The 26,173-nt window shown below is 75.1% G+C and carries 23 protein-coding genes; 10 read left to right on the top strand and 13 right to left on the bottom strand.

The features are described 5' to 3' along the window. Positions 1-8: 8 nt before the first annotated feature. The 4 genes from QM788_RS05100 to QM788_RS05085 all read right to left on the bottom strand — a co-directional run bounded on the left by QM788_RS05100 (position 9) and on the right by QM788_RS05085 (position 5,380). Positions 9-896, bottom strand: coding sequence for a hypothetical protein (locus QM788_RS05100; protein ID WP_415660403.1), 888 nt, complete (start codon positions 894-896; stop codon positions 9-11). A 38-nt stretch (positions 897-934) separates the two neighbouring features. After that, positions 935-1,858: a hypothetical protein gene (locus tag QM788_RS05095; protein WP_415660402.1), complete on the bottom strand. Its 924-nt coding sequence runs from the start codon at positions 1,856-1,858 to the stop codon at positions 935-937. Between the two features lie 125 nt (positions 1,859-1,983). Continuing rightward, complete coding sequence (locus tag QM788_RS05090; RefSeq protein ID WP_415660401.1) at positions 1,984-4,833, bottom strand: protein kinase domain-containing protein; 2,850 nt, start codon at positions 4,831-4,833, stop codon at positions 1,984-1,986. A 13-nt stretch (positions 4,834-4,846) separates the two neighbouring features. Further along, on the bottom strand, positions 4,847-5,380 hold the full coding sequence (locus tag QM788_RS05085; protein ID WP_415660400.1) for an ECF-type sigma factor: 534 nt from the start codon (positions 5,378-5,380) through the stop codon (positions 4,847-4,849). A gap of 42 nt (positions 5,381-5,422) precedes the next feature. Here QM788_RS05085 and mnmE point away from each other — a divergent pair, with 42 nt between their 5' ends. The 6 genes from mnmE (at position 5,423) to QM788_RS05055 (ending at position 11,606) form a co-directional block, all read left to right on the top strand. Beyond that, entirely contained in the window at positions 5,423-6,799 is a 1,377-nt protein-coding gene (gene mnmE, locus QM788_RS05080) for a tRNA uridine-5-carboxymethylaminomethyl(34) synthesis GTPase MnmE (RefSeq protein ID WP_415660399.1), read from the top strand. A gap of 28 nt (positions 6,800-6,827) precedes the next feature. Next, the gene (locus tag QM788_RS05075; protein ID WP_415660398.1) at positions 6,828-8,000 is read left to right on the top strand and encodes a diguanylate cyclase domain-containing protein; all 1,173 of its coding nucleotides are present in this window, start codon (positions 6,828-6,830) and stop codon (positions 7,998-8,000) included. Between the two features lie 10 nt (positions 8,001-8,010). Beyond that, entirely contained in the window at positions 8,011-8,823 is an 813-nt protein-coding gene (proC, locus tag QM788_RS05070; protein ID WP_415660397.1) for a pyrroline-5-carboxylate reductase, read from the top strand. Continuing rightward, entirely contained in the window at positions 8,824-9,369 is a 546-nt protein-coding gene (locus QM788_RS05065; protein ID WP_415660396.1) for a chorismate--pyruvate lyase family protein, read from the top strand. A 79-nt stretch (positions 9,370-9,448) separates the two neighbouring features. Beyond that, positions 9,449-10,600: an HPP family protein gene (locus tag QM788_RS05060; protein ID WP_415660395.1), complete on the top strand. Its 1,152-nt coding sequence runs from the start codon at positions 9,449-9,451 to the stop codon at positions 10,598-10,600. Beyond that, positions 10,593-11,606 (top strand): Gfo/Idh/MocA family protein, encoded by a 1,014-nt coding sequence (locus QM788_RS05055; RefSeq protein WP_415660394.1) that lies wholly within the window; start codon positions 10,593-10,595, stop codon positions 11,604-11,606. Before QM788_RS05060 ends, QM788_RS05055 begins: the two co-directional genes overlap by 8 nt. A 10-nt stretch (positions 11,607-11,616) precedes the next feature. Here QM788_RS05055 and QM788_RS05050 read toward each other — a convergent pair whose 3' ends face one another. The 6 genes from QM788_RS05050 to pbpC are packed head-to-tail and all read right to left on the bottom strand — an operon-like array spanning position 11,617 to position 18,720. Further along, entirely contained in the window at positions 11,617-13,227 is a 1,611-nt protein-coding gene (locus QM788_RS05050) for a S41 family peptidase (RefSeq protein ID WP_415660393.1), read from the bottom strand. Between the two features lie 20 nt (positions 13,228-13,247). Beyond that, entirely contained in the window at positions 13,248-14,150 is a 903-nt protein-coding gene (ubiA, locus tag QM788_RS05045; protein ID WP_415660392.1) for a 4-hydroxybenzoate octaprenyltransferase, read from the bottom strand. A 15-nt stretch (positions 14,151-14,165) separates the two neighbouring features. After that, on the bottom strand, positions 14,166-15,050 hold the full coding sequence (locus tag QM788_RS05040) for a DUF2145 domain-containing protein (protein WP_415660391.1): 885 nt from the start codon (positions 15,048-15,050) through the stop codon (positions 14,166-14,168). Then, positions 15,047-15,478 (bottom strand): hypothetical protein, encoded by a 432-nt coding sequence (locus tag QM788_RS05035; protein WP_415660390.1) that lies wholly within the window; start codon positions 15,476-15,478, stop codon positions 15,047-15,049. Before QM788_RS05035 ends, QM788_RS05040 begins: the two co-directional genes overlap by 4 nt. Before the next feature lie 38 nt (positions 15,479-15,516). Next, positions 15,517-16,293: a response regulator gene (locus tag QM788_RS05030; protein WP_415660389.1), complete on the bottom strand. Its 777-nt coding sequence runs from the start codon at positions 16,291-16,293 to the stop codon at positions 15,517-15,519. A 30-nt stretch (positions 16,294-16,323) separates the two neighbouring features. Further along, entirely contained in the window at positions 16,324-18,720 is a 2,397-nt protein-coding gene (gene pbpC, locus QM788_RS05025; protein WP_415660388.1) for a penicillin-binding protein 1C, read from the bottom strand. A 116-nt stretch (positions 18,721-18,836) separates the two neighbouring features. On the opposite strand from pbpC, the gene QM788_RS05020 reads away from it, so the two are divergent. Beyond that, the gene (locus QM788_RS05020) at positions 18,837-19,505 is read left to right on the top strand and encodes an esterase (RefSeq protein ID WP_415660387.1); all 669 of its coding nucleotides are present in this window, start codon (positions 18,837-18,839) and stop codon (positions 19,503-19,505) included. Positions 19,506-19,507: 2 nt separating this feature from the next. On the opposite strand, the gene QM788_RS05015 is transcribed toward QM788_RS05020, so the two are convergent. The 3 genes from QM788_RS05015 to QM788_RS05005 form a co-directional block, all read right to left on the bottom strand. Continuing rightward, positions 19,508-20,716, bottom strand: coding sequence for a Fic family protein (locus tag QM788_RS05015; protein ID WP_415660386.1), 1,209 nt, complete (start codon positions 20,714-20,716; stop codon positions 19,508-19,510). Between the two features lie 91 nt (positions 20,717-20,807). Beyond that, positions 20,808-21,578, bottom strand: a complete 771-nt coding sequence (locus QM788_RS05010; protein WP_415660385.1) for a LytR/AlgR family response regulator transcription factor — start codon at positions 21,576-21,578, stop codon at positions 20,808-20,810. Positions 21,579-21,580: 2 nt separating this feature from the next. Next, positions 21,581-22,639 (bottom strand): sensor histidine kinase, encoded by a 1,059-nt coding sequence (locus tag QM788_RS05005; RefSeq protein WP_415660384.1) that lies wholly within the window; start codon positions 22,637-22,639, stop codon positions 21,581-21,583. Between the two features lie 116 nt (positions 22,640-22,755). On the opposite strand from QM788_RS05005, the gene QM788_RS05000 reads away from it, so the two are divergent. Genes QM788_RS05000 through pcaF form a run of 3 tightly spaced genes read left to right on the top strand, consistent with a single transcriptional unit; the run spans position 22,756 to position 26,170 of the window. Then, on the top strand, positions 22,756-23,550 hold the full coding sequence (locus tag QM788_RS05000; protein WP_415660383.1) for an enoyl-CoA hydratase-related protein: 795 nt from the start codon (positions 22,756-22,758) through the stop codon (positions 23,548-23,550). Continuing rightward, entirely contained in the window at positions 23,547-24,971 is a 1,425-nt protein-coding gene (locus QM788_RS04995; RefSeq protein WP_415660382.1) for a 3-hydroxyacyl-CoA dehydrogenase NAD-binding domain-containing protein, read from the top strand. Before QM788_RS05000 ends, QM788_RS04995 begins: the two co-directional genes overlap by 4 nt. After that, positions 24,968-26,170: a 3-oxoadipyl-CoA thiolase gene (gene pcaF / locus QM788_RS04990; RefSeq protein ID WP_415660381.1), complete on the top strand. Its 1,203-nt coding sequence runs from the start codon at positions 24,968-24,970 to the stop codon at positions 26,168-26,170. The genes QM788_RS04995 and pcaF overlap by 4 nt, the downstream gene beginning before the upstream one ends. Positions 26,171-26,173 lie beyond the last annotated feature (3 nt).

Genomic DNA, 26,173 nt, shown 5'->3' with positions numbered 1-26,173 from the left:
GCGGGCCCTCAGCGGTTGCTGGCCTGCCAGCGCGCGAGCTGCTCGGGGCCGATGACGAAGTAGCGCTTGTACCCGCCGTCCTGGCGCGAGCCCATCTCGATCGCCTCGATGGACACCGCCAGGTCGGCGTTGGCGCCTTGGCGGTTGACGATGGGCATCGGTGCATTGGAGACGCCGGTGACGCGCCCGTAGATTCGCAGCATGTCCTTGCCCTTTTCACGCAGCGCCTCGATCTCTCTCGCGCGTTCCACGGGCACCTTGACCGTGAACTGCAGCGTCTGGCAACTGGCGCAGAGTGCGTCGAACGCGGGGTCGTAGTTCAGGCTGCTGCGGTGCTTGCCGTCGCTGTAGCTGACGCCCAGGCGCCGCGCCCCGGGCTTCACGCTCAGGTAATACTCGCCGGTCGCGACATCGGGCCCCGCCAGAAAGATGTACTCGGCCTGGTAGGCCATCACCATCTGCAGCGAAGCCGGGTCGGCCGGCAGTTCCTGGCGGGTCTTGTCGGCCCACGCCTGCTTCTTGAACTCGTTGGCCTCGTCGGCGCTCTCGGGGTGGACGATCTTCGCGATCAAACCCCAATCCGGTTTCGGCACCGAGGCGGCCTGGGTCTTCCAGTGCGCCAGGTAGGCGAGGAAGGCGCTGTCGGGCTGCTGTTGGTATTCACCCTTGGTCCACTCGGTCGCCTCCTGGCGCTGGTAGCTGGCGAAGCGCTCCGGCAGCGGCGCCGTGCCGTCCAGGACGACGGCGCTGACGGAGCCGAACTTCTCGGTCTGCTTGAAGCGCGGCAGCTGCGGGTCGGCGCTGGTGGCGGCTGCCGCAGGCGTGGCCGGCGTGCCCGCCTCGTCCTTCTTGCCGCAGGCGGCGAGCAGCGGCAGCGCCAGCGCAACGGCCAGCACGGGCTGGCAAACACGGTGATGCATGGGCTTTCGCGCGCTCACGGGCTCACCCACATCTGCACGATGCCTTGCTCGCGCCCCGACACGGTGGTGCCGCCCGGCGGCGTGGCCTGCACGACGATCGCGTAGCGCGGTGTGCCGCCCTTGCGGGGGATGCTGTAGGCGTGCATCGCGTAGTGGCCGGTGCCGGCGGTGCTGGGCACGGTGTCGCCGGTGGCCGCGTTGCGGGCCATGTCGAGGCCCGTGCCGCCGGCGGCGAGCGCGGCGCCGACGTCGGCGGCGGCCACCGCAAAACTCGCCGCGCCGACCGGCGCCACCGTCAGCGAGCCGTCGGCGTTCACGACCACGTGGTTGTTGGCCGCGGGCGTCACGGCGGCGATGTCGCCGGTCGCGCCGGTCGCGGAGCCGGTGAACCGGCAGTCCTCGGCGACATAGAGGCGCGTGCCGGCGGGGATGTCGGTGATCCTGGCCAGCGCTGTGGCCGTGCCCGCCACCATGACCTGCATGCTCTTGGCGTAGCCGGCGATGCTCGCGCCGTTGGCGTCCCAGCGCACGACCGAGCATTGCTGGATCAGTTGCCCGTCGGCGCCCGGCGCCAGCCAGCTCAGGTCGCCCGCCTTCATGATGGTGCTGCTCAAGGAAACGCTGTCGCTGCCCAGCGTGATGCCGGTTTCGCCGCCGGCCAGCGCGTCGCGGAAGCCGAACGAGCCGATGACCACCGCCCCCTTGGTGGCCGACACGGCCGTCACCGCGCCGGTGCCGGCCGCGGTGGCGGTGCCGTACAGCGTGTAGATGTCGTAGCGGGCGTAGGGGAAGGTCGTGCCGCCGGTGCCGCCGGCGCTGCCGCCGGTATTGCCGGTGCCGCCGCTGCTGGCCTCATCGCCGCCGCCACCACCACCGCAGGCGCTCAGCGCGGCCGCCATCAGCAGGCTCAGGGCCAGGGCCCCCGTTGTGTTCTTCATCGTTGGTTCTCCAATCCGTTGCAAGGCAAGGCGCCGGCATGGCGCCTTGCCTGCATTGACGAGAACCGGCGCCGCGAAGCGCCATGGCGCTGCGCAGCGTCCGCCGATGGGTGGGCGGCCGCCCGTCAGCGCTTGCCGGCCGCCAGCTGCTGCGCCTCCCGGCAGCGGGCCAGCCAATAGCTCCCTTCCACCTCGCCACGCTGCCCGTGCAGCTGCGCGGCGCGAGCCAAGGGCGCCACGGCACCCGCGGCATCGCCTCGCGCCAGCCGCATGCGGCCGAGGGCTTGCTGCAGCAAGGCTTCCTCATAGGCGAGCGCCGCCCGTTCGGGCGATTGCTCCAGCGCCTGCAGCAGCGGCTCCAGCCCCGGCAGCTCGGCCACCTTCGCGTCCCGCCGCGCAAGCAGCGACAGGTCCAGCCACAGCACGGCGGCCTGGAAGCGGGAGGCCTCGGGCAGCGCGGCAAGCGCTTCGGTGAGCTTGGCCTTGGCCGTGTCGAGCTGCCCTTGCGCCAGCGCCGCCTCGCCCTCGGCCTGCCGGATGGCCGCGGCGCGCAAGGGCAGCTCGGGCCAATATTGCAACCACAGCGCCTGCGCCCGGGCCAGCCAGGTGCGCGCGCCGGCCGCATCGCCCAGGCCGATGCGCGCCTGGGCGCACATCGTGAGCCGCTGCACAAGGCGCCCCGGCTGAACGCTCCTGCTCTCGCCCCAGGCATGGCATTGGCGCAGCGCTTCGCCAAAGCGGCCCAGCCGCAACGAGGCGCGGATGTTGGTGTCCTGCGCGAGCGAGACGAAGTCGGCCAGCTTGGAATCCGGCGCCAGCCACGCCGGCCCCGTCATCCGTGCCAGCGTCCGCTCGGCCAGCGTCGCCGCCTTTTGGGCGTCCACGGCGTCCAGCTGCAGGCTGGCCAGCTTGGTCTGGACCAGCAGCGTCTGCTGATGATCTTCGCCCCAGACCTTGCGCATGCCCGCCAAAGCCTCGCTTCTCACGCGCGTCGCTTCCGTCCAGCGGCCGAGGTTTTCCAGTACGTCGGCGCGGTCGCGCAGCGACGTCATCGCCTGCGCCGAATCCTCCCCGAAATGCTGGCGATTGGAGGCGAGCGCCCGTTCGGTGTCGGCCAGCGCCAGGTCGTACCGGCCCGCGTTGGCATGGAAGCGCGCCAGGATGCCCAGACTCACGTGCACCTGATCGTGATCGCCCGCTTCGCGCGCGTATCCGACGGAGGCCTGCAGATCCTGCTCCACCTGGGGCGAGCCAGCCGGAAAGCGCTCGATGCGGGCGCTGCGGCCCACATAGGCGCGGGCCAGCTTGGCGGGATCGCCAACGCCCAGGCGCTGGTAGATGCGCAGCGCCTCGTCCGAGCGGGCGATGGCCTGTTCGTCGCGCTTGTTCTCGTAGTCCCAGTCCACTTCCTCGAGCAGCGCGTCCGCGTAGGCCACGCTGTCGCGCCCATGGACCCGGGCCGCGAACGCCACCATCTCGTCGTGCAGGCGCTGCGCCTCGCCATCGAGGTTGAACGCGCTTGCGAGTGCCGCCAGGTCCGTCATCAGCGACAGGCGTTCGGCCGGCGCGTCCTCCAGCTCGACGAGCACGCGCTTCGCTCCCGCCTGCACGAGATCCTTCAGGCGCAGGTCCCGGTGAGACAGGTCAGGGCTGGTCTGGTCATCCGGGTTGAACAGGCCGAGCGCGAAGCGGTACATGGCCTGGGCCCGCGTCGTCTGGCTTCGCGCCTCCTGCGCCGACCGCAACGCCCACCCCGTCGTCCCCACCAGCGCCAGCACCGCGACTGCGGATGCCCCCACCGCCCAGCGATGCCGCGCGACGATGCGCCCCGCCCGGTAGCGCCACGACGGCGGCCGCGCCAGCACGGCCTCGCCGGCGAGGTGGCGGCGCAGGTCGGCGGCCAGTGCGTCCATCGTCGCGTAGCGCTGCGCCGGCTCCTTGGCCAGCGCCTTGGCGACGATGGCGTCCAGGTCGCCGCGCAGCGCCTTGCGCACCGCCGCGTCGGCCGCGGCGGCGGACGGCGCCCGCGGCTCGGCCTCCAGCACGGCACGCTCCAGCGCATGGCGCGTCGCCGGCGCGGCCGCCGCATAGGGGCTGGCGCCGCTCAGCAGCCGGTAGGCCAGCACGCCGAAGGCATACACGTCGCTGGCGACGCCGGGCTCCTCGCCGCGCACCTGTTCCGGCGACGCGTACTCGGGCGTCATCGGCCGCTGGCCCCCCTGCGTCAGCGTGGCCTCGCCGTCGCCGGGCGCCAGGCCGCGCGCGATGCCGAAGTCCAGTAGCTTCACCTGCCCGTCGTCCTGCACCATGACGTTGGCGGGCTTGATGTCCCGGTGCAGCACGAGGCGGCTGTGCGCGTACTGCAGCGCGTCGGCCACCTGCAGCAGCAGCCCGACGCGCTCGCGCACGCCGCAGCGCCGGGCCTCGCACCAGCCGAGGATGTCGCGGCCCGGCACGCATTCCATCGCCAGCCAGGGCAGCCCCTGGGCGTCCACGCCGGCGTCGTACAGCCGCGCGATGCCGGCGTGCGCCAGCCGCGCCAGCAGGTCGCGCTCGCGCCGCAGGCGCTCCAGCCAGCCCGGCGCCGGGCTGTGCGGCAGCTTCAGCGCCACCTCGCGCTGGAAGTCGCCGCTGTGCGGCCGGGCGCGCCAGACGCTGGCCATGCCGCCGCGGCCCAGCGCCTCCACCAGCACCCAGGGGCCGACCCGCTGCCCCGCCTGCCAGGCCGGGCCGGCGCTGCCGCCCGGCCCGGTGGCACCGGGCAGGCTGGCCGCGCGGCTCATGAAGTGCGCCCCGGCCGCGTCGGCCTCGGCCTGCAGCAGCCGCTCCAGCGTGGCGCGCCAGGGCCGCTGCGCGGGCGGCAGCGCGTCGAGGAAGCGCGCCCGGGCCTCGGGCGGCAGGGTCAGGGCTTCATCCAGCAGGGGTTCGAGGGCTTGCCATGGGTCGGCGGTCAGGTCGGCGAGCGGCTCGGTCATGCCAGGGCGGGATTCATGCGTTCAGGTGTCCCCACAGCAGCGCCCGCGCCTTCTGCCAGTCGCGCTGCACGGTGCGGCGCGACTGGCCCAGCGCCTCGGCGCACTCGGTCTCCTCCAGGCCGACGAAGAAGCGCAGCTCGACCAGCCGCGCCAGCCGCGGGTCGTGGCGCTCCAACTCGGCGAGCGCGTCGTGGACCTGCAGGTACTCGTCATCGCGGTGGGCCAGCGTGGGCAGCTCGTCCAGCGGCAGGTGCGTGGCGTCGCCGCCGCGCCGCTGGGCCTGCCGGGCGCGGGCGTAGTCCACGACGATGGAGCGCATCACCGTCGCCGCGTAGGCCATGAAGTGGCCGTGCGCCAGGCCCTGCCAGCCGCTGCTGCCGGCCAGCTTGAGCCAGCTTTCGTGCACCAGCGACGTGGTGTCCAGCAGCGTCAGCGGGCCGCTGCGGCGCAGGCGCTGGCGGGCCATGCGGCGCAGCTCGCGGTAGAGGTCGTCTCGCAGCTCGGGGTCGAGGATGGGAAGTTCGGGCGGGGTCTGGTGAGCGCTCACGAGCGAGCCGGCGCAAGGCGGCGGAGGTTCGACAATGCCGCGATGCTATCCCGCCAAGCCGACCCCATCGCCGCCATCGCCACCGCGCCGGGACGAGGCGCCGTCGGCATCGTGCGGGTGTCGTCGCCGCACGACCTGGCGCCGCTGATCGAGGCCGTCTGCGGCCGGGCGCTCCAAGCCCGCGAGGCGACCTACCTGCCCTTCCGCGATGCGGCCGGGCAGGCCATCGACCAGGGCCTGGCGCTGCACTTCCCTGCGCCGCACTCCTACACCGGCGAGCATGTGCTGGAGCTGCAGGCGCACGGCGGCGCGGTCGTCATGCAGCTGCTGCTGGCGCGCGTCATCGCGGCGGGTGCCGGGGTGCGCCTGGCCGAGCCGGGCGAGTTCACGCAGCGCGCCTTTCTGAACGGCAAGCTGGACCTGGCGCAAGCCGAGGCCGTCGCCGACCTGATCGACGCCAGCACCGAGGCCGCCGCGCGCAGCGCCAGCCGCGCGCTGGGCGGCGCGCTGAGCCACGAGGTGGGCCTGCTGCGCGACCAACTGATCCAGCTGCGCATGCTGGTCGAGGCGACGCTCGACTTCCCCGAGGAGGAGATCGACTTCCTCGAAAAAGCCGACGCCTTCGGCCGGCTGGACCGCCTGGCGGCGCAGCTCGCCGCCGTGCAGGCCCGCACCCGCCAGGGCGCGCTGCTGCGCGACGGGCTGAAGGTCGTGCTCGCGGGCCAGCCCAACGTCGGCAAGAGTTCGCTGCTGAACGCGCTGGCCGGCGCGGAGCTGGCCATCGTCACGCCCATCCCCGGCACGACGCGCGACAAGGTCAGCCAGACCATCCAGATCGAGGGCGTGCCGCTGCACGTCACCGACACGGCCGGCCTGCGCGACGACGCGGCCGACGAGGTCGAGCGCATCGGCGTGTCGCGCTCGTGGGACGCGATCGCCGAGGCCGACGTCGTGCTGTTCCTGCACGACCTGGGCCGCGTCGGCCAGCCCGGCTACGAGGCCGAGGACGCACGCATCCGCGCGCGGCTCGCGGGGGTGGACGCGGGCCGCATCGTGCAGGTCTTCAACAAGGCCGACCTTGCCGCCGCGGCCGAGATCGACACGGCCGGCGAGATCGTGCTGAGCCTGAAGACCGGCGGGGGCCTGGAGGCGCTGCGCCAGCGGCTGCTGCAGACGGCCGGCTGGCAGGCCGTGCCCGAGGGCCTGTTCATCGCCCGCGAGCGCCACGTGCAGGCGCTGGCGCGCACGGCCGACCACCTCGCGCAGGCCCGCGCCATCGCGGAGCAGCGCGACGCGGCGCTGGACCTGCTCGCCGAGGAACTGCGCCTCGCGCACGACGCTTTGGGCGAGATCACCGGCGCGTTCTCGGCGGACGAGCTGCTGGGCGTCATCTTCAGCAGTTTCTGCATCGGCAAGTAGCGCCGCGACGTAGCATGGCCGCCTGACCATGCAGCTCGACCCCGCCTCCACCTTCGTCATCGCCACCATCGTCCATGTGCTGATGGCCGCGCTGCTGGGCCTGTTCTGGCGCAATGTGCGCCGGGGCGGCGCGGCGGGCTTCGGCTGGTGGGTGTGCAACGAGGCCCTGCTCGCCTGCGGCGTGCTGGTGCTGGTGGTCGGGCCGGTGCCCATGGTGACCAATGCCGTGTTCATCACCGGCATGCCGCTGCTGGAGCTGGGCCTGCGCGTCTGGTTCGGCCGCCGGCTGTGGCCGGGCATGGGCCTGCGCTGGGCCGTGGCCGGGCTGGGCTTTGCCGCCTGGCTGGCCGCCTGGCGCCTCGGCATGGACTACGGGACGCGCGCGGCCATCGTCATCAGCGTGCAGCTGCTGCAGTCCGTGCTGCTGACGCAGTTCGTGTACGCGCAGTGGCGCCGGCTGCGCGGGGCCGACGAGCCGTCGCGCCTGGGGCTGGCGCTGCTCGGCCTGGGCGGCGTCGCCGTCGCCGTCATGCAGCTGTGGCGGGGCCTGCAGAACTGGCCCTACGTCGGCACCGGCGTGGCGCCGCCCGGGCAGTTGCTGGCGGTGCTGATGGTGGTCAACATCGCGCTGGCGGTGACGCGCGTGTCGGCCATGCTGCTGATGCTGCACGGCCGCGTGGAGGGCCGGCTGCAGCAGGCCGGCGCCGAGCTGGAGCGGCGCGCCAACACCGACGCGCTGACCCAGGTGGCCAGCCGCGCGCATTTCGAGGCCGCCTGCGGCGTGCTGCTGGCGCAATCGCGCGCCAGCCGGCTGCCGGTGTGCCTGATGCTGTGCGACATGGACGGCTTCAAGGCCGTCAACGACGAGCTCGGCCACCCCGAGGGCGATGCGCTGCTGGTGCGCTTCGCCGCGCAGCTGCGCGACACGCTGCGCCAGGGCGACCTGGCCGGCCGGCTGGGCGGCGACGAGTTCGCGGTGCTGATGTTCAACTGCCCGCTGGAGACGGCGCAGGGCATCGCCCAGCGGCTGCGCATGGCCGTGGGCATGCTGGACGGGGGCGGCGGCCGCAGCATGAGCTTCTCCGCCGGCCTGGTGCCGGCCCGGCCCGGCGAGGACTTCGCCGCCCTGTACCGCCGCGCCGACCAGGCGCTGTACGCCGCCAAGTCCGCCGGGCGTGACCGCGTGGTGGCGCAGGCCTAGACTGCGGCCCATGCAAGACAAGATCGCATTCATCGGCGGCGGCAACATGGCCGGCGCCATCTTCGGCGGGCTGCTGCGCGCCGGCATGCCGGCCGCGCAGCTGCTGGTCGTCGAACCCCATGCGCCGCAGCGCGAGCGGCTGGCGGCCGAGCACGGCATCCAGGCGCTGGCCGCGGGCGACGCCAGCCTGGCGGCCGCGGGCACGGTGGTCTGGGCCGTCAAGCCGCAGCTGTTCGCCGAGGCGGCCGCGCCGCTGCGGGCCTGGCTGGGCGGGGCGCTGCAGCTGTCGGTGATGGCGGGCATCCCGTCGGCCGCGCTGGCGCGGGCCACCGGCAGCGAGCGCGTCGTGCGCGCGATGCCCAACACGCCGGCGCTGATCGGCCAGGGCATCGCCGGCCTGTATGCGCGGCCCGCGGTGTCGGCGGACGAGCGCGCGGCCGTCGAGCGGCTGCTGGCGCCCACCGGCCAGACCCTGTGGGTGGCGCGCGAGGACGACCTCGACGCGGTGACCGCGCTGTCGGGCTCCGGCCCGGCGTATTTCTTCTTCTTCGTCGAGGCCATGATGGCCGCCGCGCAGGACATGGGCCTGGACGCCGAGCAGGGCCGGCGCCTGGCGCTGGCCACCTGCGCGGGCGCGGCGGCGCTGGGGCTGGCGTCCGACGAGCCGCCCGCCACGCTGCGCGAGCGCGTGACGAGCAAGGGCGGCACCACGCACGCCGCCATCACCTCGCTGCAGGCCGATGCGGTGGACGCCGCCATCCGCCGCGCCGTGCTGGCCGCGCAGCGGCGCGCGGCGGAGCTGGGCCGGGAGTTCGGCGCGTAAGTGGGCATCGCCACCCGCGACAGCCTGCGCGACTGGCTGCGCGCGCCGGGCTCGCTGAGCCGGCGGCTGGCGCGGCTGGGCGGGCGCTTCGAGGTGCAGGTGCTGCGCCAGGGCGTGGCGCCGTTCCGCGCCCGCGAGCGCGCCGCGCTGGGCCTGCCGCCGCGCGGGCTGACGCTGGTGCGCGAGGTCATCCTGCGCGTGGACGGCCAGCCGCTGGTGTGGGCGCGCTCGGCGCTGCACCAGTGCGCCGGCACCGGCCCGTGGCGGGCGCTCAAGGGGCTGGGCGCGCGGCCGCTGGCCCACCTGCTCTACGACGACCGGCGCATCCACCGCAGCGAGCTGGAGCCGCGCCGCCTGGCGCGCCAGGGCCACACGCGCCGCCACGCCGCCCGGCAATGGCAGGCGGCCACCGGCGCGCCGCCGTCGCCGCAGATGCTGTGGTCGCGCAACTCGGTGTTCAGCCGCTGCGGCGCGCAGCTGCGCGTGATGGAGCTGTTCGTGCCGGAGCTGGCCCGCCACCGGCCCGGCGCCCGGAAGATCCGCTGAAGGCCCGCCGGGCGCGGCGGCGGACACAATCGGCGGCTCCGTCCCCCAGCCGCCCCTTCTCTGCGCGCCGCCGCCGTCCATGTCCGCTGCCCTGCTGCCTTCCCGCCTGTTGAACCTGCTGCGCGCGCTGCGGCCCGCGCCGCAGGCCGTGAATGCGCGCGAGCGGCTGCGCGTGGTGCTGGGCGCGGGCCTGGGCATCCTGCTGGCGGGCCTGGCCGGCCAGGCCGCGATGGCGCCGGGCCTGCCCTGGCTGGTCGCGCCGCTGGGGGCCAGCGCGGTGCTGGTGTTCGGCCTGCCGGCCAGCCCGCTGGCGCAGCCCTGGGCGGTGCTGGGCGGCAACACGCTGTCGGCGCTGGTGGGCATCGCCTGCCTGCGCTGGCTGCCGCTGCCGCCGCTGGCCATCGCCGCCGTGGCGGTGGCGCTGGCCATCGGCGTGATGTTCGCGCTGCGCTGCCTGCATCCGCCCGGCGGCGCGGCCAGCCTGCTGATGGTGATGACGGCCACGCAGGACTGGCAGGCCGCCTTCCTGCCCGTGGCGCTGAACTCGTTGCTGCTGGTGCTGGCCGGCATGGCCTACAACGCCGCCACCGGCCGCCGCTACCCGCATGCCCAGGGCGTGCCGGCCGCACCGGCCGCGCCGGGCGGCCCCAGCATCGCGCCGCCGCGCTTCGGCGAGGCTGAGCTGGACGCGGTGCTGGCCCGCTACAACCAGGTGCTGGACGTGCCGCGCGACGACCTCGCCGACCTGCTGCATGAGGCCGAAATGCTCGGCTACCGCCGCCGCCTGGGCGGGCTGCGCTGCGAGGACGTCATGTCCCGCCCGGTCGTCACCGTCGGGTCCGGCACGCCGCTGGCGGAGGCCTGGGCGCTGCTGCAGCGGCACCGCATCAAGGCGCTGCCGGTGGTGGACGCGGCGCAGTGCATCGTCGGCATCGTCACGCGGGCCGACTTCATGCGCGCCGCCGACGCCGAGCGGCGCGAGGGCCTGGCCGGCCGGTTGCAGCGGCTGCTGGCGCCCGCGTCCGGCACGCCTGCCGGCAAGCCCGAGGTGGTGGGCCACATCATGAGCCGCCAGGTGCGCGTGGCCAGCGCGGACCGCCCCATCGCCGAGCTGGTGCCGCTGTTCTCGGACAGCGGCCACCACCACATCCCCATCGTCGGCGCCGAGGGCCGCCTGGTGGGCATCCTGACCCAGTCCGACCTCGTGAAAGCCCTGAGCCACCATGACTAGCGATCCCCTGTTCCGCTGGGCCGTCATCGGCCCCGGCGGCATCGCCAACCGCTTCGCCGACGCGCTGGCCGCCGTGCCCGGTGCGCGGCTGGCCGCCGTGTTCGCGCGCGATGCCGCCAAGGGCCGTGCCTACGCCGGGCGCTGGCAGCCCGCCGATGCGCCCGCGCGCGTGACCGCCGACCTCGACGCGCTGCTGGCCGACCCGGCGGTGGACGCCGTCTACGTCGCCACGCCGCACTCCCACCATGGCGGCTTCGTCCGCGCCGCGCTGGCGGCCGGCAAGCCGGTGTTGTGCGAGAAGCCGCTGGTGACCACGCATGCCGAGGGCGCCGAGCTGGTGGCGCTGGCGCGCGAGCGCGGCGTGTTCCTGATGGAGGCGCTGTGGACGCGCTTCCTGCCCGCCTACGCGCAGGCCGCGCGCTGGCTGCGCGACGGCGCGATCGGCGAGCTGCGGGCGATGCAGTCCAGCTTCTGCTTCGCCTCCGCCTACGACCCCGCGCACCGCCAGTGGAACCCCGCGCTGGGCGGCGGCGCGCTGTGGGACATCGGCATCTACAACCTCGCCGCGACGCGCTGGGTGCTGCAGCAGATGCACGGCGGCGACTGCCCCGAGCCCGAGGCCCTGGACGTGCGCGCCCGGCTCGCGCCGACCGGCGTGGACGCGGCCGTCGAGGCCACGCTGCACTTCCCCGGCGGCGTCACCTCGCAGTTCCGCTGCGGCTTCGACGCGATGTCCATCAACGCCTTCGAGGCGCTGGGCAGCCGGGCCGCGCTGCGCTTCCCGCGCGACTTCTGGCAGGCCGAGTCGGTGGAGCTGGTGCGGCGCAAGCAGCCCGTCGAGCAGGTGGCGGCGCCGTTCGCGCGCAACGGCTTCGAGGGCGAGATCGCCGAGGCGCAGGCCTGCATCCGCGCCGGCCTCGTCGAGAGCCCGCGCATGCCGCACGCCGAGACGCTGGCGCTGCTGCGCTGGATGGACGCGATCCGGGCTCGCTTCCCCCAGCCCTGACGGGGGCGCGCTACCGGGGCTGCGGCAGCAGCAGCCGGTTGCCGCGCGCCGGGTGGCGCCGCGGGTACAGCGCGGCGGCGCCTTCGCCCGGCGGGGCGGCCTGCGCACGGGCGGTCGCGGCCGCGGCCAGCGGCGCGGTGCCGGCCGGGCACTGGCCGGTGGTCGCGTGCGCCAGCGCGGTGGCGAGCATGCGCTCCTGCGGGTCGCCCAGCGCGCGGGTGAAGTCGTCGTCCACGGCGCAGCCGGGCAGGAAGCGCGGCGACGCGCCGCTGCCCGGCACGAAGCCGTCGGTGTAGTCGCCGAAGCCCTTGGCGTTGACCCCGGCGAACTCGATCGGGAAGTAGCTGATGCCGCAGTTGTCCTTGGCGGTGAAGCCATACGGCTTGCCGCAGGTCTTGCCGCCGACCAGCACCACCTCCACGTCCACGCCGCGCAGCCCGTTGATGACGGACTCGCTGGCCGAGCAGGTGCCACGCTGCGCCAGCACGTAGACGCGGGCGAGGTCCAGCGTCGGCAGCGGCTGGGTGCTGGTGCAGCGGCCGCCGGCGGCCAGGCAGGCCTCGGCGTAGAACGGCGTGCGTTCGTTCTGGCTGCTGCGCCGGTCGTTGTAGCGCAGCGTCTCGAAGGCCTGGCCGGCCGTGCGCGTGCGGCCGGCGATCATGGTCGCCAGCTCGCTGGCGATGTACAGGTAGCCGCCGCCGTTGTAGCGCAGGTCCAGCACCAGCGCCGTCACGCCCTGCGCGCGGAAGTCGGCCACGGCGTCGATGAGCAGGCGCTCGGACGGCAGGTTGTGGTCGTTGAACAGCAGGTAGCCCGCCTTGGCGCCGCCGGGCAGCGTCATCGCGCGCGCCAGCGGCACCGGGTTGCGGGTGACGCTGGCGCCGGTCAGGCTCAGCGTGTAGGTGCTGCCGTCCGTGCGCCGCATCGAGAACAGGTGGCTCGTGCCGGCCGCGGGGTAGAGCGCGGCGTTCAGCGTGTCCACGCCCGGCCGGTCGGCCACGTCGGCGGCGACGCCGTCCGTGCTGAGCAGCTCGTCGCCGCGCGCCACGCCCGAGGTCGCGGCCGCCGAGCCGGCCTCCACATAGGCCACGCGGATGCGCCGCGGCGGCGTGTTGCTGGCCAGGCTCCATTCGATGCCGTAGCCGGCCTCGATGCCGCCGTCGCTCATCGCCTGCCAGTCGGCGGTGGGGTAGGTGAAGCTGAAGCGGTCGCGGCGCGCGCCGGAGTCGGTCAGCTGCGGCGACTTCAGCGCCTCGAAATAGGCATCCATGGCCGCATAGGTGTCGCTGCCGCCGTAGGCGGGCGCGTCCGGCGCCACGCGCGGCACCTCGTCGCGCCACAGGTAGGCCTCGTCGAAATAGGCGCGCAGCCACTGCTTCTCGCGGTCCAGCGTGGCGGTGCGCAGCGACGCGGCGGCCAGCGTGTTGCTGGCGGCGCACTCCTGCGCGAAGCTCGCGGACGGGCCGGCCGGGTCCGGCGACAGGCCGCTGCTGCCGCCGGCATCGCCCGGCACGCCGGACGACCCGCCGCCCCCGCCGCCACCCCCGCATCCCGCGAGCAGGCCCAGGGTCAGCCAGGCCAGCAGCGGCCAGGGGGCGGGGCGGCGGCGCGGCTTGGGCATGGGTGTTGGTTCCGGGGGGGTCAGCGCAGCGCGAGGTCCACCACCGTGCCCGCGAACACCGCGAAGCCCAGCCAGTGGTTGGCGCGGAAGGCCGCGAAGCACGCCTCGCGGCGGCGGTGGCGGATCAGCGTGTAGTGCCAGGCCGCCTGCGCCGCGGCCACGGCCATGCCGGCCAGGAACCAGCGGCCCAGGCCCAGGCGCAGGCCCAGCGCGGTCCACAGCGCCAGGTAGGCGGCGTAGCAGGCCATGATGCCGGCCACGTCCCAGCGGCCCAGCGCGATGGCCGACGAGCGCACGCCGATCCTCAGGTCGTCGTCGCGGTCCACCATCGCGTACTCGGTGTCGTAGGCCAGCACCCAGAACAGGTTGGCCACCAGCAGCGCCCAGGCCGACAGCGGCACCGAGCGCAGGTGCCACTCGACGCCGCCCAGCGCGGCGGCGAACGCCATCGGGATGCCGAACGAGAACGCCACGCCCAGCACCGCCTGCGGCATGGCCAGCACGCGCTTGGCGAACGGGTAGGCGATCGCCACGGCCAGTGCCGCGAAGCTCAGCAGGATGGCCGGCGGGTTGGTCGTCAGCACCAGCGCGAACGCCGCCAGCGCCAGCGCGGCGCCCAGCCCCAGCGCCTGCCGCACCGACACCGCGCCGGTCGTCACCGGCCGGCCGGCGGTGCGCTTGACGTGGCGGTCGAAGTCGCGGTCGGCCACGTCGTTGACGCAGCAGCCGGCCGAGCGCATCAGCACCGTGCCGAGCGTGAACACCGCCAGCAGGTGCCAGCCGGGCCAGCCGTCCGCGGCGATCCACAGCGCCGCCAGCGTGGGCCACAGCAGCAGCAGCCAGCCGGCGGGGCGGTCCCAGCGGATCAGCTGCAGGTACAGGGCCAGCCGGGACGGCGTGGCGGCGGGGGCGGCGGTCGTCATGGCGGCATTGTCTCGTCAGTCGGTCGGCAGCACGCGGTCGCCGGGCTGCGGCACGCAGCCGTCGGCCAGCGGCGGGCCGCCGTCGCGCCGCAGCAGGCCGTGCGGGCCGTGGCACAGCTCCACGCGGCGCGCGCCCGGCCAGCGGGCGAGCGCGAAGGCGTCCAGCGCGGCGGGCAGGCTGGTCTGCACCAGGCCGGCGTCCAGCTGCCCGGCCGGGTGGTCGCCGAAGTGCAGCCAGGGCACGAGGTGGCCGGCCAGCAGCAGCCACGGCGGCACGCGCACCGGCTCGGGCGCATAGCCGGCGCCGCGCAGCCAGGCCTGGGCCGCGGCGCGCGTGCGGGCGCCGCCGGCGGCGGCGGCCAGCAGCTCGGCCAGCCACTGGTTGCAGTTCTGGAAGCGGGTGCTGAACGGGTAGGCGTTGGCGCTGTAGCGGGCGTTCAGCAGCGCCAGCGCCAGCGGCTCGTCGAGTGCCGCGGCGGCCAGCGGCGCGGCGGCGTCGGGCGGCAGCAGCAGCAGGCTGACGTAGCCCACGCGCACGTCGTCGGTGCCGGCGACGAAGCCGGCCAGGCCCTGGTCGAACAGCCGCGGCACGCCCTCGGCGCAGGCGTAGTAGAGCTGGCGCACGGCCCAGGGCGAGCCCAGGCCGTCGGGCAGGGCGACGGCGGCGTGCGAGTAGCGCAGGCCCAGGCGCGACAGGTCGGTGCCGGAGCGCGCCACCAGCGCGGCCTGCGCGCCCGAGGCGGCCAGCGTCTCGCGCACGAGGGCGGCGAAGCGCAGCAGGCGGTGCTGCTGCGCGGCACTGACGTCGGGCGGGCGCTCGCAGCCGCGCGGCAGGCCGGCGCGGGCGGCGCCGGTGGCGGCCAGCAGCATGGCCGCGAGCAGCGCGCGGGCCGCGCTCAAGGGCCGACGGGGCGGGCCGCCAGCTCGCGGTGCCAGGCGTCTTCCAGCACCAGGTAGAAGGCCTGGCCGGTGTCGGCGTGCGCGAAGGCCACGCCATAGGGCTGCGGCGTGGCCTGCACCTCGTCGCCCACGTGGACGGCGCGCGCGGCCAGCGCCTGCCGCGGCAGCGTCAGCTGGACGGGCGCGGCGCCGGGGCGGTCCAGCGTCAGGCGCAGCCGGCCGGCGTCGGCCTGGGCCACGTCGGTGACGCGGTAGCGGCCTTCGGCGCGCTTGTCGCCGCCGGTGCTGCTGCCGGAGGAGGCCTGCAGGGAGTCGGACACGCTGCCCGACGCGGACGAGCCGGCGTCGGCGGCGGACGAGGTGGCGGTGGAGCTGGCCTGGGCTGTGGCGGCGGCCAGGGCCAGGGCGGCGATCAGGAAGGGGCGCATGGGCGGGCTCGCGGCGGTGGCTTCGGGGGGGGGAGGGATCAGGCCGGCAGGTGCACGGCCAGGCGCGCCTGCTCGATGGCGGCGACCAGCGCTTCCTCCGGGTAGGGCTTGCCCAGCAGCTGCGTGACGCCGGCCGCGCGGGCTTCGTCGTGCTTGTCGTCGGACGAGGTGATCATGACCACCGGCAGCGTGGCCGTGGCCGGCGTGGCGCGCACCTGGCGGGTCAGCTCGAAGCCGTCGATGCCGGGCATCTCGACGTCGGTGATCAGCAGGTGCGGGCGCTCGGCGGCCAGCAGCGCGAGCGCCTGTTCGCCGCTGTCGGCCAGCGCCACGCGGTAGCCCTGGGCCGCCAGCAGGCGGCTGATCTTGACGCGCACGATCTTGGAGTCGTCGGCGACCAGCACCAGGGTCTCGTCGGCGCGCAGCTCGCGGGTGGGCGCCGCGGCGGCGGGGACGGCGGCGGCCCGGGCCTCGGCGTCGCGCAGGGCCTGGTCGCGGGCCAGGCGTTCGGCAGCCTCGCGCTCGGCGGCCTGGCGGGCCTCGGCCTGCCGTGCGGTTTCGGCGCGCGCTTCGGCATCGCGGGCGGCCTGGGCCTCGGCCTCGGCGCGGGCCCGTTCGGCCGCCAGCGCCTGGGCGGCGGCCTCGCGCTGCGCGCGGGCGGCGTGCTCGGCCTGCTCCAGCGCCAGGCGCTGGGCCTCGCGCTGCGCGGCGGCGGCGCGCGCGCGTTGCTGCCGGCGGCGGCCCAGCCACAGCAGGAAGGCGGCGACACCGGCGGCGAAAAGGCCGGCCAGCATCCAGATCAGGGATTCGTTCATGGCGTCATGTCCTGCGGGGGTGGCGGCAGCTTAACGAAGCGGCGGCGGCACCCGCACCTCGAAGTCCACGCGCGCCCAGCGGCCCTGGCCGTCCAGCGCGGTCAGCGCATGGGCGCCGTCGCGGCTGAGCGTGAGGCGCTGCACCGCGTCGGGCCGGTCGCTGCCGCCGGCGAACTGGCCGTCCAGCAGCCAGGTCAGCCCGGCGCGGGCGCCCACGGCCTGCACGCGCAGCGGGATCTGCCGCTGGCCCGGCGCGGCGCGCAGCACGCTGCCGGGCTCCAGGCCGACGATGCGCAGCGCACCGCCCTGCGGCGTGGCCGGCGCGCAGCCGGGGCGCCAGGGCAGCCGGTCCACGGGGTCGCGCAGCGCGGGGTCGAGGAAGGGCAGCAGCAGCGTCGGCCAGCGGGCGACGTCGTGCCGGGTGGTGCGCCCGGCGTGGCGCAGGCAGCCGGGGGCCACGCGTTCGGCGCCGTCGGTCCATGCGGCTTCGACGAGGCCGGCGGCGGGCCGCAGCCGGTCGGGCAGCGTGGGCGGCGTGGCGCCGTCCAGCGTCCAGGCGCTGCGGCGCTGCAGGCAGTGGCCGGGCGGGGTCTCGGCCTGCGCTGCGCCCAGCGGCCAGCAGATGGGCACGGCGCGCACGCTGGCGGGCTGGCGGCGCGGGGCGAGCTGCTGGCGGGCCTGGGGGGACGCGCCCTCGGGGCCGAGCGCGGCGGCGAGGTCGCGCAGCAGCGGGGCCGCCGTGTTGGCGCCGAAGTGGCCGGGGTTGGGCGTGCCGTCGGGCCGGCCGACCCAGACGCCGAAGGTGTAGCGGTCCGTGACGCCCAGCGCCCAGGCGTCGCGGAAGCCGAAGCTCGTGCCGGTCTTCCACGCGACGCGCTGGCTGCCCTCGCGGAACGGGCTGCCGGGGCGGCCGCCGTGCTCCAGGATCTCGCGCACGATGAAGGCCGCGCCCTCGCTCATCAGCCGGGCCTCGCGGACGGGCTCGTCCGGCAGCAGCCGCGGCCGCCCGGCGAGGCCGCCGCGCGCGAGCGCCGTGTAGGCGCCGACGAGCTCCTCCAGCGAGGTGCTGCCGCCGCCGAGGATGAGGCTCAGGTTGGGCGCCGCGTCGGCCGCCATGCGCAGCCTGACGCCCGCATGCCGCAGCCGGCCGGCGAAGCGCTCGGGGCCGAGGCGTTCCAGCAGGTCCACGGCGGGCACGTTGAGCGAGCGCTGCAGGGCCTCGCTGACGCTGACCGGCCCGGAGAAGTCCGCCTGGAAGTTGCCCGGCGCATAGCCGCCGAAGTTCTGCGGCGCGTCGATGAGCAGGCTCTCGGAGTGGACGAGGCCCTCGTCCAGCGCCATCGCGTACAGGAAGGGCTTGAGCGTGGAGCCGGGCGAGCGCAGGCGGCGCACCATGTCCACGTGCGCGCCGCGGCGGGCGTCGGTGAAGTCCGCCGAGCCGGCGTAGCCGTGCACCGCCAGCGTGCGGTTGTCCACCACCAGCGCGGCCAGGGACGCGGCGTCGGGCAGCGTGTGGAGGCGGTCCGCCAGCAGCTGCTCCAGGCGGGCCTGCAGCGCGGCGTCCAGCGTGGTCTGGATGAAGGCGGGCGCCTCGCCGCGGCGGCGGGCCTGCTGGCGCAGCCGCTCGGCCGCCAGCGGCGCCAGCCAGCGCGCGCGCAGCGGCGGCGCGAAGACGCGCTCCAGCCGGGCGTCGGCCACGTCGGTGGCGCGCCAGACGCCCAGCGCCTGCATGCGCGCGAGCACCTTGTCGCGGGCGGCCTGGGCAGCCTGCACGGCGCGGTCCGGCCGCAGCCGCGTGGGCGACTGCGGCAGCGCGACGAGCAGCGCGGCCTCGGCCTGCGAGAGCTCCGCCGCGCTCTTGCCCAGGTAGGCGCGGCTGGCCGTCTCCACGCCCTGCAGCGGGCCGCCCATGGGCGCGAGGTTGACGTAGAGCGACAGGATCTCGCGCTTGCTCAGGTGCAGCTCCAGCTGCAGCGCGCGGGCGATCTGGCGCAGCTTGGCGGGGATGCTGCGCCCGGCGGCCCGGCCGTCGACCAGGCGCGCCACCTGCATCGTCAGCGTGGAGCCGCCGGACACGATGCGCCCCTGCCGCGCCCACTGCCAGGCGGCCCGCGCCAGCGCCACCGGGTTGACGCCCGGGTGCCAGTAGAACGCGCGGTCCTCGTAGGCCAGCAGCGCCTCCAGGTAGCGCGGCGACAGGGCGTCGGGCGTGGTCGGCTGGCGCTGGGCGCCGTCGTCGCCGGCCCAGCTGCGCAGCGGCGTGCCGTCGGCGGCCAGCACCGTCAGCGTCGGCGAGGTGGCGGCGGGCCGGGGCAGCGGGAATGCGAGGTCCAGCGCAAGGACGAGCAGCAGCAGCCCGGCCAGGGCCAGTTCGGCGCGGCGCAGGCGGGACGGGCGATGGGGTTGCGCGGGCTTGCCGGCCTTCATGGATGGGGATTCCCGCTTGGGTGGGTGCGGCCGGGGGCGGGAGGCGTTGCTGCCGCGCTGGCGTGCCGCGTTTCGATTTTGGGGGGCTTTGGTGGGGGTGGGCCGACAATCCGGCCATGACCGAAGCCCTTGATCCGCAGCCGGCCGACCTGCTGTTCGTGCTGCTGCCCGACGGCGGCCTGGCCCCCGACGGCCCCGACACGCTGGCGCCGCTGGCCGCGGCGCTGCAGGCCCAGTATCCGCAGGCCATGGCGCTGCAGCTGCGCCCACCGCTGCGCGATGCCGAGGGGCGCTGCCGCTGGTGGGCCGGCGAGGCGCCCAGCCCGGACGGCCTGGCCGCCGCGCTGCCGCCACTGGTCGAGCGCCTGCGCTTGGAGGCGGCCCGGCTGGAGTTGCCCTGGCAGCGCGTGGCGCTGGCCGGCGTGGGCGACGGCGCGCTGCTGGCGCTGGAGGCGGTGCAGGCCGAGCCGGCGCTGGCGGGCCGCGTGCTGGCGTTTGCCGGCGGCTATCTGTCGCGCCCCGGGCATGCGCCGCAGGAGGTCTGCGTGCACCTGCTGCACGGCCTGGCGGACCAGCGCTTTCCGTACCGCCACGTGGTGGACGCCGCGCAGGCGCTGGTGGCGCTGGGCGCCGACGTGACGGCCGACCTGCTGCCCCACCTGGACCATGGCCTGCATCCGGCGCTGATCGCCAAGGCGATGGAGCAGCTGCGCACCTTCATCCCGGCGCGGCTGTGGCGCGAGGCGGTGATCGCGGCGCAGGAGAGCGAGCGGCCGGTGGGGTGAATTCAGCCGCCGGCCTGCGCGACGTCCGCCTCGGCTTCCGGCCACAGCGCCGGGAAGTAGAAGCGCAGCGCATGCAGCGGCAGGCCGAAGCGCACGCGGCCCTGCGGTGAGTCGCTGGCCAGCAGGCCGCGTTTGAGCAGCGCGCCCAGCAGGTTCACGGCGGTGCGCTCGCCCAGGCCCGTCATGCGTTTGAACTCGCCGCGCTCCAGCGCCGTGCCGCTCAGGAACAGGTAGTGCAGCGGCCGCAGCGCCTCGATGCGCACGCCGCTCTTGCGCGAGGTTTGCTCGAAGTTGAGGCAGGCGGCCAGGCGGCCTTCCATGTCGGGCAGCTGCAGCAGCCCGGCCATGAAGCGCACCTGGTCGAGGCAGGTGTCCAGCACATAGGCGATCCAGTCCACCAGCGCGGCCTCGCTGAGATTGCCGCGGCCGTCCAGGTCGCCCCGGCGCGGCTCGTCGGCGGCGGCGATCAGGCCGTAGTAGCGGTCCACGCTGCGCGCAAAGCCCCGCAGCGGCGACCACAAGCCGCGCGTGTAGCCCAGCGCGCCCAGGGCCAGGTGGGTGTGCAGCCGCATCACGCGGCCATTGCCGTCGACGAAGGGGTGGATCCAGCCCAGCCGCTGGTGCGCGGCCGCCAGCGCCACCAGCGTGGCCTCGCCGCGGCGCACGCCCGAATAGGCCTGGCCCCAGCGCGTGATCAGCCCGGGCAGGCTGCTGGCCTGCGGCGCCACATGGCGGCCCACCTGCACTTCACGGGTGCGCAGCGCGCCGGGCGTGATGGCCTGGCCTTCGTCGGTGCGCTGGTCGGCGTCGGGCAGGCGCGCGAACAGCTCGCGGTGCAGCGCGCTCAGCCCGGCCTGGGTGTAGAGGGCGTGCAGGCCGCCGTCGCCGACGAAGCGGGGCTCCAGCGCGGCTTCGGCGTCGATGTGGGCCAGCGCCAGGCGCTGGCGGGCGGCCAGCCGGGCGTCGGCCGAGAAGTCGTGCCGCAGCGCCTGCTCGAGTTCGAGCGGCCGGGTGTGCTGGCCCTCAATGCGGTTGGAGTAGTAGGAGTTCATTGCCCGCAGCAGCCCGCGCAGCTCGTCGGGCATGGGCCGGCCCACCAGGGCCAGCGCGGCGGTGCTCAGGTCATGGGCCTGGGCCAGCAGCGGCTCCAGCGCGCTTTCGCGCGGCAGCAGCGGCTCGAACGGGTGTGGCGCGTTATAGAGTGCAGGCAAATTTGCGTACCTGAAAGGTTGTTCATTCCGTTGAATTGAAACACTTTTATCTATGTGGTGCGGATGTTTTTGCGAACCTGGAAGCGCCAGGTCACTGCCCCTTGAACAGCGCCTGGAACTGGCGCGATACCGGCAGCCTGTCGTCGCGCCCGCGCAGCGTGAGCACCATGCTGCCTTCGTCCACGCGCACCGCGCGGGCGATGCAGCGGCTGTTGACGAGCACGCTGCGGTGGATCTGCCAGAACTGCTCCGGGTCCAGCTGGGTCAGCAGCTCGCGCAGCGGCGTGCGGATCAGCGCCTCGCCGCCGTGGTGCACGACGCGGGTGTAGCGCTGGTCGGCCTCGAAGTAGATGACCTCGTCGGCGGGGATCAGGTGCACCTCGCGGCCCACGCCGGCCTGGATGGGCCGCGGCGCCGGGCGCGGCGGCGGTGCGAGCCGGGCCAGCAACTGCTGCAGCGCGGCGGCGTCCGGCGCGGGGGCGGCCTGCGCGAGCCGCGCGCGCAGCCGCGCCAGCGCCTGGGCGAGGCGGATGTCGTCTACGGGCTTGAGCACATAGTCCACCGCGCCGGCATCGAAGGCGGCGAGGGCATGGTCGTCGAAGGCGGTGACGAAGACGATCAGCGGCGGCGCGGCCAGCGCGGCCAGGCGGCGCGCCACCTCCAGCCCGGTGAGGCCCGGCATGCGGATGTCGAGGAAGGCGATGTCGGGCTCATGGGCCAGGCAGTCGTCCCAGGCTTCGGCGCCGTTGGCGCTGGCGGCCACGAGGTCCAGCTCGGGCCACAGGCGCGCCAGCGCGGCGCGCAGCTGTTCGCGGGGGGCGTCCTCGTCGTCGGCGATCAGCGCGGTGAAGGGGGTGGGCATGGTCAGTCGGGCAGGGTCAGGGTGGCGGTGCAGCCGGGGGCGGCGTCGGCGAGGGTCAGCGTGGCGGCGGGAAAGGCGCTCAGCAGCCGGCGGCGCGTGTTGGCCAGGCCGACGCCCTCGGTCCAGCCGGGCGCGAGGCCGGCGCCGTCGTCGCGCACGGTCAGCACGAGGCGGCCCGCGTCGCGTCGCGCGGCGATGCCGACGTGGCCGCCGCGCAGCTGCGGCTCGATGCCATGGGCGATGGCGTTCTCCACCAGCGTCAGCAGCAGGCCGGGCGGCAGTGTGGCGTCCAGGCCCTCGGGCACGTCGATCGCGAAGCTCAGCCGCGCACCCAGCCGCGCCTGCATGATGGCCAGGTAGCGCCGCACCATGCCGACCTCGTCGGCCAGCGGCTGCAGCTCGCGCTCGAACATCGGCAGCGTCGCGCGCAGATAGGCCGTGAAGTCGCGCAGCAGCGGCGCGGCGCGGGCATCGCCGGTGTCCACCCAGTGCTGCAGCGAGGCCAGCGTGTTGAACAGGAAATGCGGCTGGATCTGCGCGGCGGCCAGGCGCGTGGACAGGCGCAGCGCGGCGTCCTGGTCGGCCAGTTCGCGCAGGCGGGCTTCGATCTGCTGGACGCGGAACAGCGTCAGCAGCCACCAGGCGAACAGCACCGAGGTCATGATGGCCAGCGCCAACGGCAGTTGGGCCCGTGTCTCGTCGCGCCAGCCGGACTTGACGGCCAGCACGCCCGCGCCGGCCACGACGAAGCCGGCGATATAGCAGGCCAGGTTCAGCCGCCGCGCCGTGGGCGAGCGCCACAGCCAGCGCGCCACGGCCAGCGCCAGCCAGCCCAGGCCCAGCACGGCCGGCCACATCCACGCGAACTGCCGCTGGGCCTGTGTGGTGACGGCCAGCAGCAGGATGAGGTTGACGTAGAGGTACTGGTCCATGCCTTTCGGCCAGGGCTGCATGCCGGCGCGCGCCATCTCGTCGGGCGTGAAGACGCGGCGCGGACCGGGGTAGAGCCACTGCGACCAGTCGCAGGAGAGCCAGGAGCGCGGAGCGGAGGGCGTGGACATGGCGGGCAGTCTAGGAGCCGGCCCGCGCCGCCGGCCGCGCGATGCGGCGAATGGCGGGCCGGGCGGCTGAACGGCGGTGACAGCGGCCGGGCGGGCCCCGGTGCAAGAATGGTTGCATGCCCTGGACCTCCCTCGACCTGCAGCGCCGCGCCGACGGCGTGGCCGTGCTGACGATGAACCGGCCCGCCGTGTTCAATGCTTTCGACGAGACGCTGATCGCCGAGCTGGACGCCGCCTTCGCGCAGCTCGGCGGCGAGGCCGGCGTGCGCGCCATCGTGCTGGCCGGCGCTGGCAAACATTTCAGCGCCGGGGCCGACCTGCAATGGATGCAGCGCGCCGCGGCCGCGTCGCAGGATGACAACCTCGCCGACGCGCGCCGCTTCGCCGCCATGCTGGCGCGCATCGCCGAATGCCCCAAGCCCACGCTGGCCCGCGTGCAGGGCGCGGCGCTGGGCGGCGGCGTGGGCCTGGTGTGCGCCTGCGACATGGCCGTCGCGGCCGACACCGCGAGCTTCTCGGTCAGCGAGGCGCGCATGGGCATCCTGCCGGCCGTCATCGCGCCCCATCTCGTCAATGCCGTGGGCCTGCGCGAAGCGCGGCGCCTGGCGCTGACGGCCGCCCGCATCGGCGCGCCCGAGGCCGAGCGCGTGGGCCTGGTGCAGCGCGTGGCGCCGGCCGAGGGCCTGGACGCGGCGGTGGACGCCCTGCTCGCCGACCTGCTCGCCTGCGGCCCGCAGGCGCAAGCCGAAATCAAGCAACTCTATGCGCGGCTGGCCCCCGGCCCGCTGAGCGCCGACGTGCGCGAGCTGACCGCGCAGACCATCGCCCGCGTGCGCGCCACGCCCGAGGCGCGCGAAGGCTTTGCCGCCTTCCTGGCCAAGCGCGCGCCGAACTGGAAACCCGCCCCATGACCCTCGATCTCTCCCAGGCCCGCGTCCTCGTCGTCGGCGCCGGCCTGATGGGCGCCGGCATCGCCCAGGTGGCCGCCCAGGCCGGCCATGCCGTGCAGCTGTTCGACGCCCGCGCCGGCGCCGCCGAGGCCGCCAAGGCCAAGCTCGCGCAGACGCTGGACGGCCTCGCCGCCAAGGGCCGGCTGACCGCCGACGCCGTGGCCGCCACGCTGGCGCGCATCACGCCGGCCGCGGCGCTGGCCGGCGACGTGGACCTCGTCGTCGAGGCCATCGTCGAGAACCTGGACGTGAAGCGCGCGCTGTTCGCCGAGTTGGAGGCGCTGCTGCCCGACGCCGCCGTCATCGCCACCAACACCTCGTCCATCTCCGTGACGGCGCTGGCGCGCGGCATGCGCCGGCCGGAGCGGCTGGTCGGCATGCACTTCTTCAACCCGGTGCCGCTGATGAAGCTCGTCGAGGTCGTCTCCGGCCTGGGCACCGACGCCGCCGTCGCGCAGGCCGTGTTCGCGCTCGCCGCGCGCTGGGGCAAGACGCCGGTGCATGCGCGCTCCACGCCGGGCTTCATCGTCAACCGCATCGCCCGGCCGTATTACGCCGAGGCGCTGATGCTGCTGCAGGAGCGCGCCGCCGCGCCCGAGCTGATCGACGCCTGCCTGCGCGCCGCCGGGTTCCGCATGGGCCCCTGCGAACTGATGGACCTGATCGGCCACGACACCAACTTCGCGGTGACGCAATCGGTGTTCGCGGCCAACTTCTTCGACCGGCGCTTCACGCCCTCGCTGGTGCAGCAGGAGCTGGTGGATGCCGGCTTCCTGGGCCGCAAGAGCGGGCGCGGCTTCTACCGCTACCCCGAGGGCGCACCGGCGCTGCCGGCCGCCGCAGCGGCCGCCGCGCCGCGGGCGGCCCGGGTCGTCGTGCACGGCCGCGGCCCGGTGGCCGAGCGCTTCGCCGCCGCGCTGCCCGACACGCCGCGTGAGCCGGACAGCGACTGGACCGGCCTGGACGTCGACGGCCGCCCGCTGTGCCTGACCGATGGCCGCCGCGCCGCCGAGCTGGGCGCCGGCGGCGCCGTGTTCGACCTGCCGCTGGCCGCCGCCGGCGACATCGCCTTTGCCGGCGATGCCGGCACCGCCGCCTGGCTGGCCGTGCTGGGGCTGACGCCGCGCGCCATGGCCGACGTGCCGGGCCTCGTCGTCGCGCGCACCGTCGCCATGCTGATCAACGAAGCGGCGGACGCCGTGCAGCAGGGCGTCTGCGACGAGGCCGGTGCCGACGCGGCGATGAAGCTGGGCGTCAACTACCCGGCCGGCCCGTTCGAGTGGCTGGCCGCCTGGGGCGCGCCGGCCGTCGCCGCGCTGCTGGACCGACTCGACCACCACCACCGAGGCGAGCGCTACCGCGTGTCGCCCTACCTCCGATGACTGAAGCCTTCATCTGCGACGCCATCCGCACGCCCTTCGGCCGCTACGGCGGCGCGCTGTCCACCATCCGCGCCGACGACCTCGGCGCGCTGCCGCTGAAGGCGCTGATGGCGCGCAACCCCGGCGTGGACTGGGCGGCGGTGGAAGACGTCATCTACGGCTGCGCCAACCAGGCCGGCGAGGACAACCGCAACGTCGCCCGCATGGCCGCGCTGCTGGCCGGCCTGCCGCAGGAGGTGCCCGGCTGCACGGTGAACCGCCTGTGCGGCTCGGGGCTGGACGCCGTCGGCACTGCGGCGCGCGCGATCCGCGCCGGCGAGGCGGGGCTGATGATCGCCGGCGGCGTGGAGAGCATGAGCCGCGCGCCCTTCGTGATGCCGAAGGCCGAGAGCGCCTTCAGCCGCGCCAACGCCGTCTACGACACCACCATCGGCTGGCGCTTCGTCAACAGGCTGATGAAGGCCCAGTACGGCGTGGACGCCATGCCCGAGACGGCCGAGAACGTCGCCACCGATTTCGGCATCGAGCGCGAGGCGCAGGACCGCATGGCGCTGGCCTCGCAGCACAAGGCCCTCGCGGCGCAGCAGCGCGGCTTCTTCGCGCGCGAGATCGTGCCCGTGGACGTGCCGCAGAAGAAGGGCGAGCCGCTGCGCGTGGCGCTGGACGAGCATCCGCGCGACACCAGCCTGGAGGCGCTGGCGAAGCTGAAGGGCGTCGTCAGGCCCGACGGCACGGTGACGGCCGGCAACGCCAGCGGCGTCAACGACGGCGCCTGCGCGCTGCTGCTGGCCAGCGAGCATGACGCCGCGCGCCATGGCCTGACGCCGCGCGCCCGCGTCGTCGGCATGGCCACGGCCGGCGTGGCGCCGCGCATCATGGGCATCGGCCCCGCGCCGGCGACGCGCAAGGTGCTGGCGCTGACCGGCCTGACGCTGGCGCAGATGGACGTCATCGAACTGAACGAGGCCTTTGCCGCCCAGGGCCTGGCCGTGCTGCGCGACCTGGGCCTGGCCGACGACGACGCCCGCGTGAACCCGAACGGCGGCGCCATCGCGCTGGGCCACCCGCTCGGCGCCAGCGGCGCACGCCTGGTGACGACGGCCGTCAACCAGCTGGAAGCGAGCGGCGGCCGCTACGCGCTGTGCACCATGTGCATCGGCGTGGGCCAGGGGATCGCGCTCGTCGTCGAGCGGGTCTGACCG

This window comes from Roseateles sp., assembly GCF_047654785.1.
Classification (GTDB): Bacteria; Pseudomonadota; Gammaproteobacteria; order Burkholderiales; family Burkholderiaceae_C; genus Pelomonas.
The sequence above is the reverse complement of the archived record's forward strand: the minus strand, read 5'-3'. Positions and strand labels throughout refer to the sequence as shown.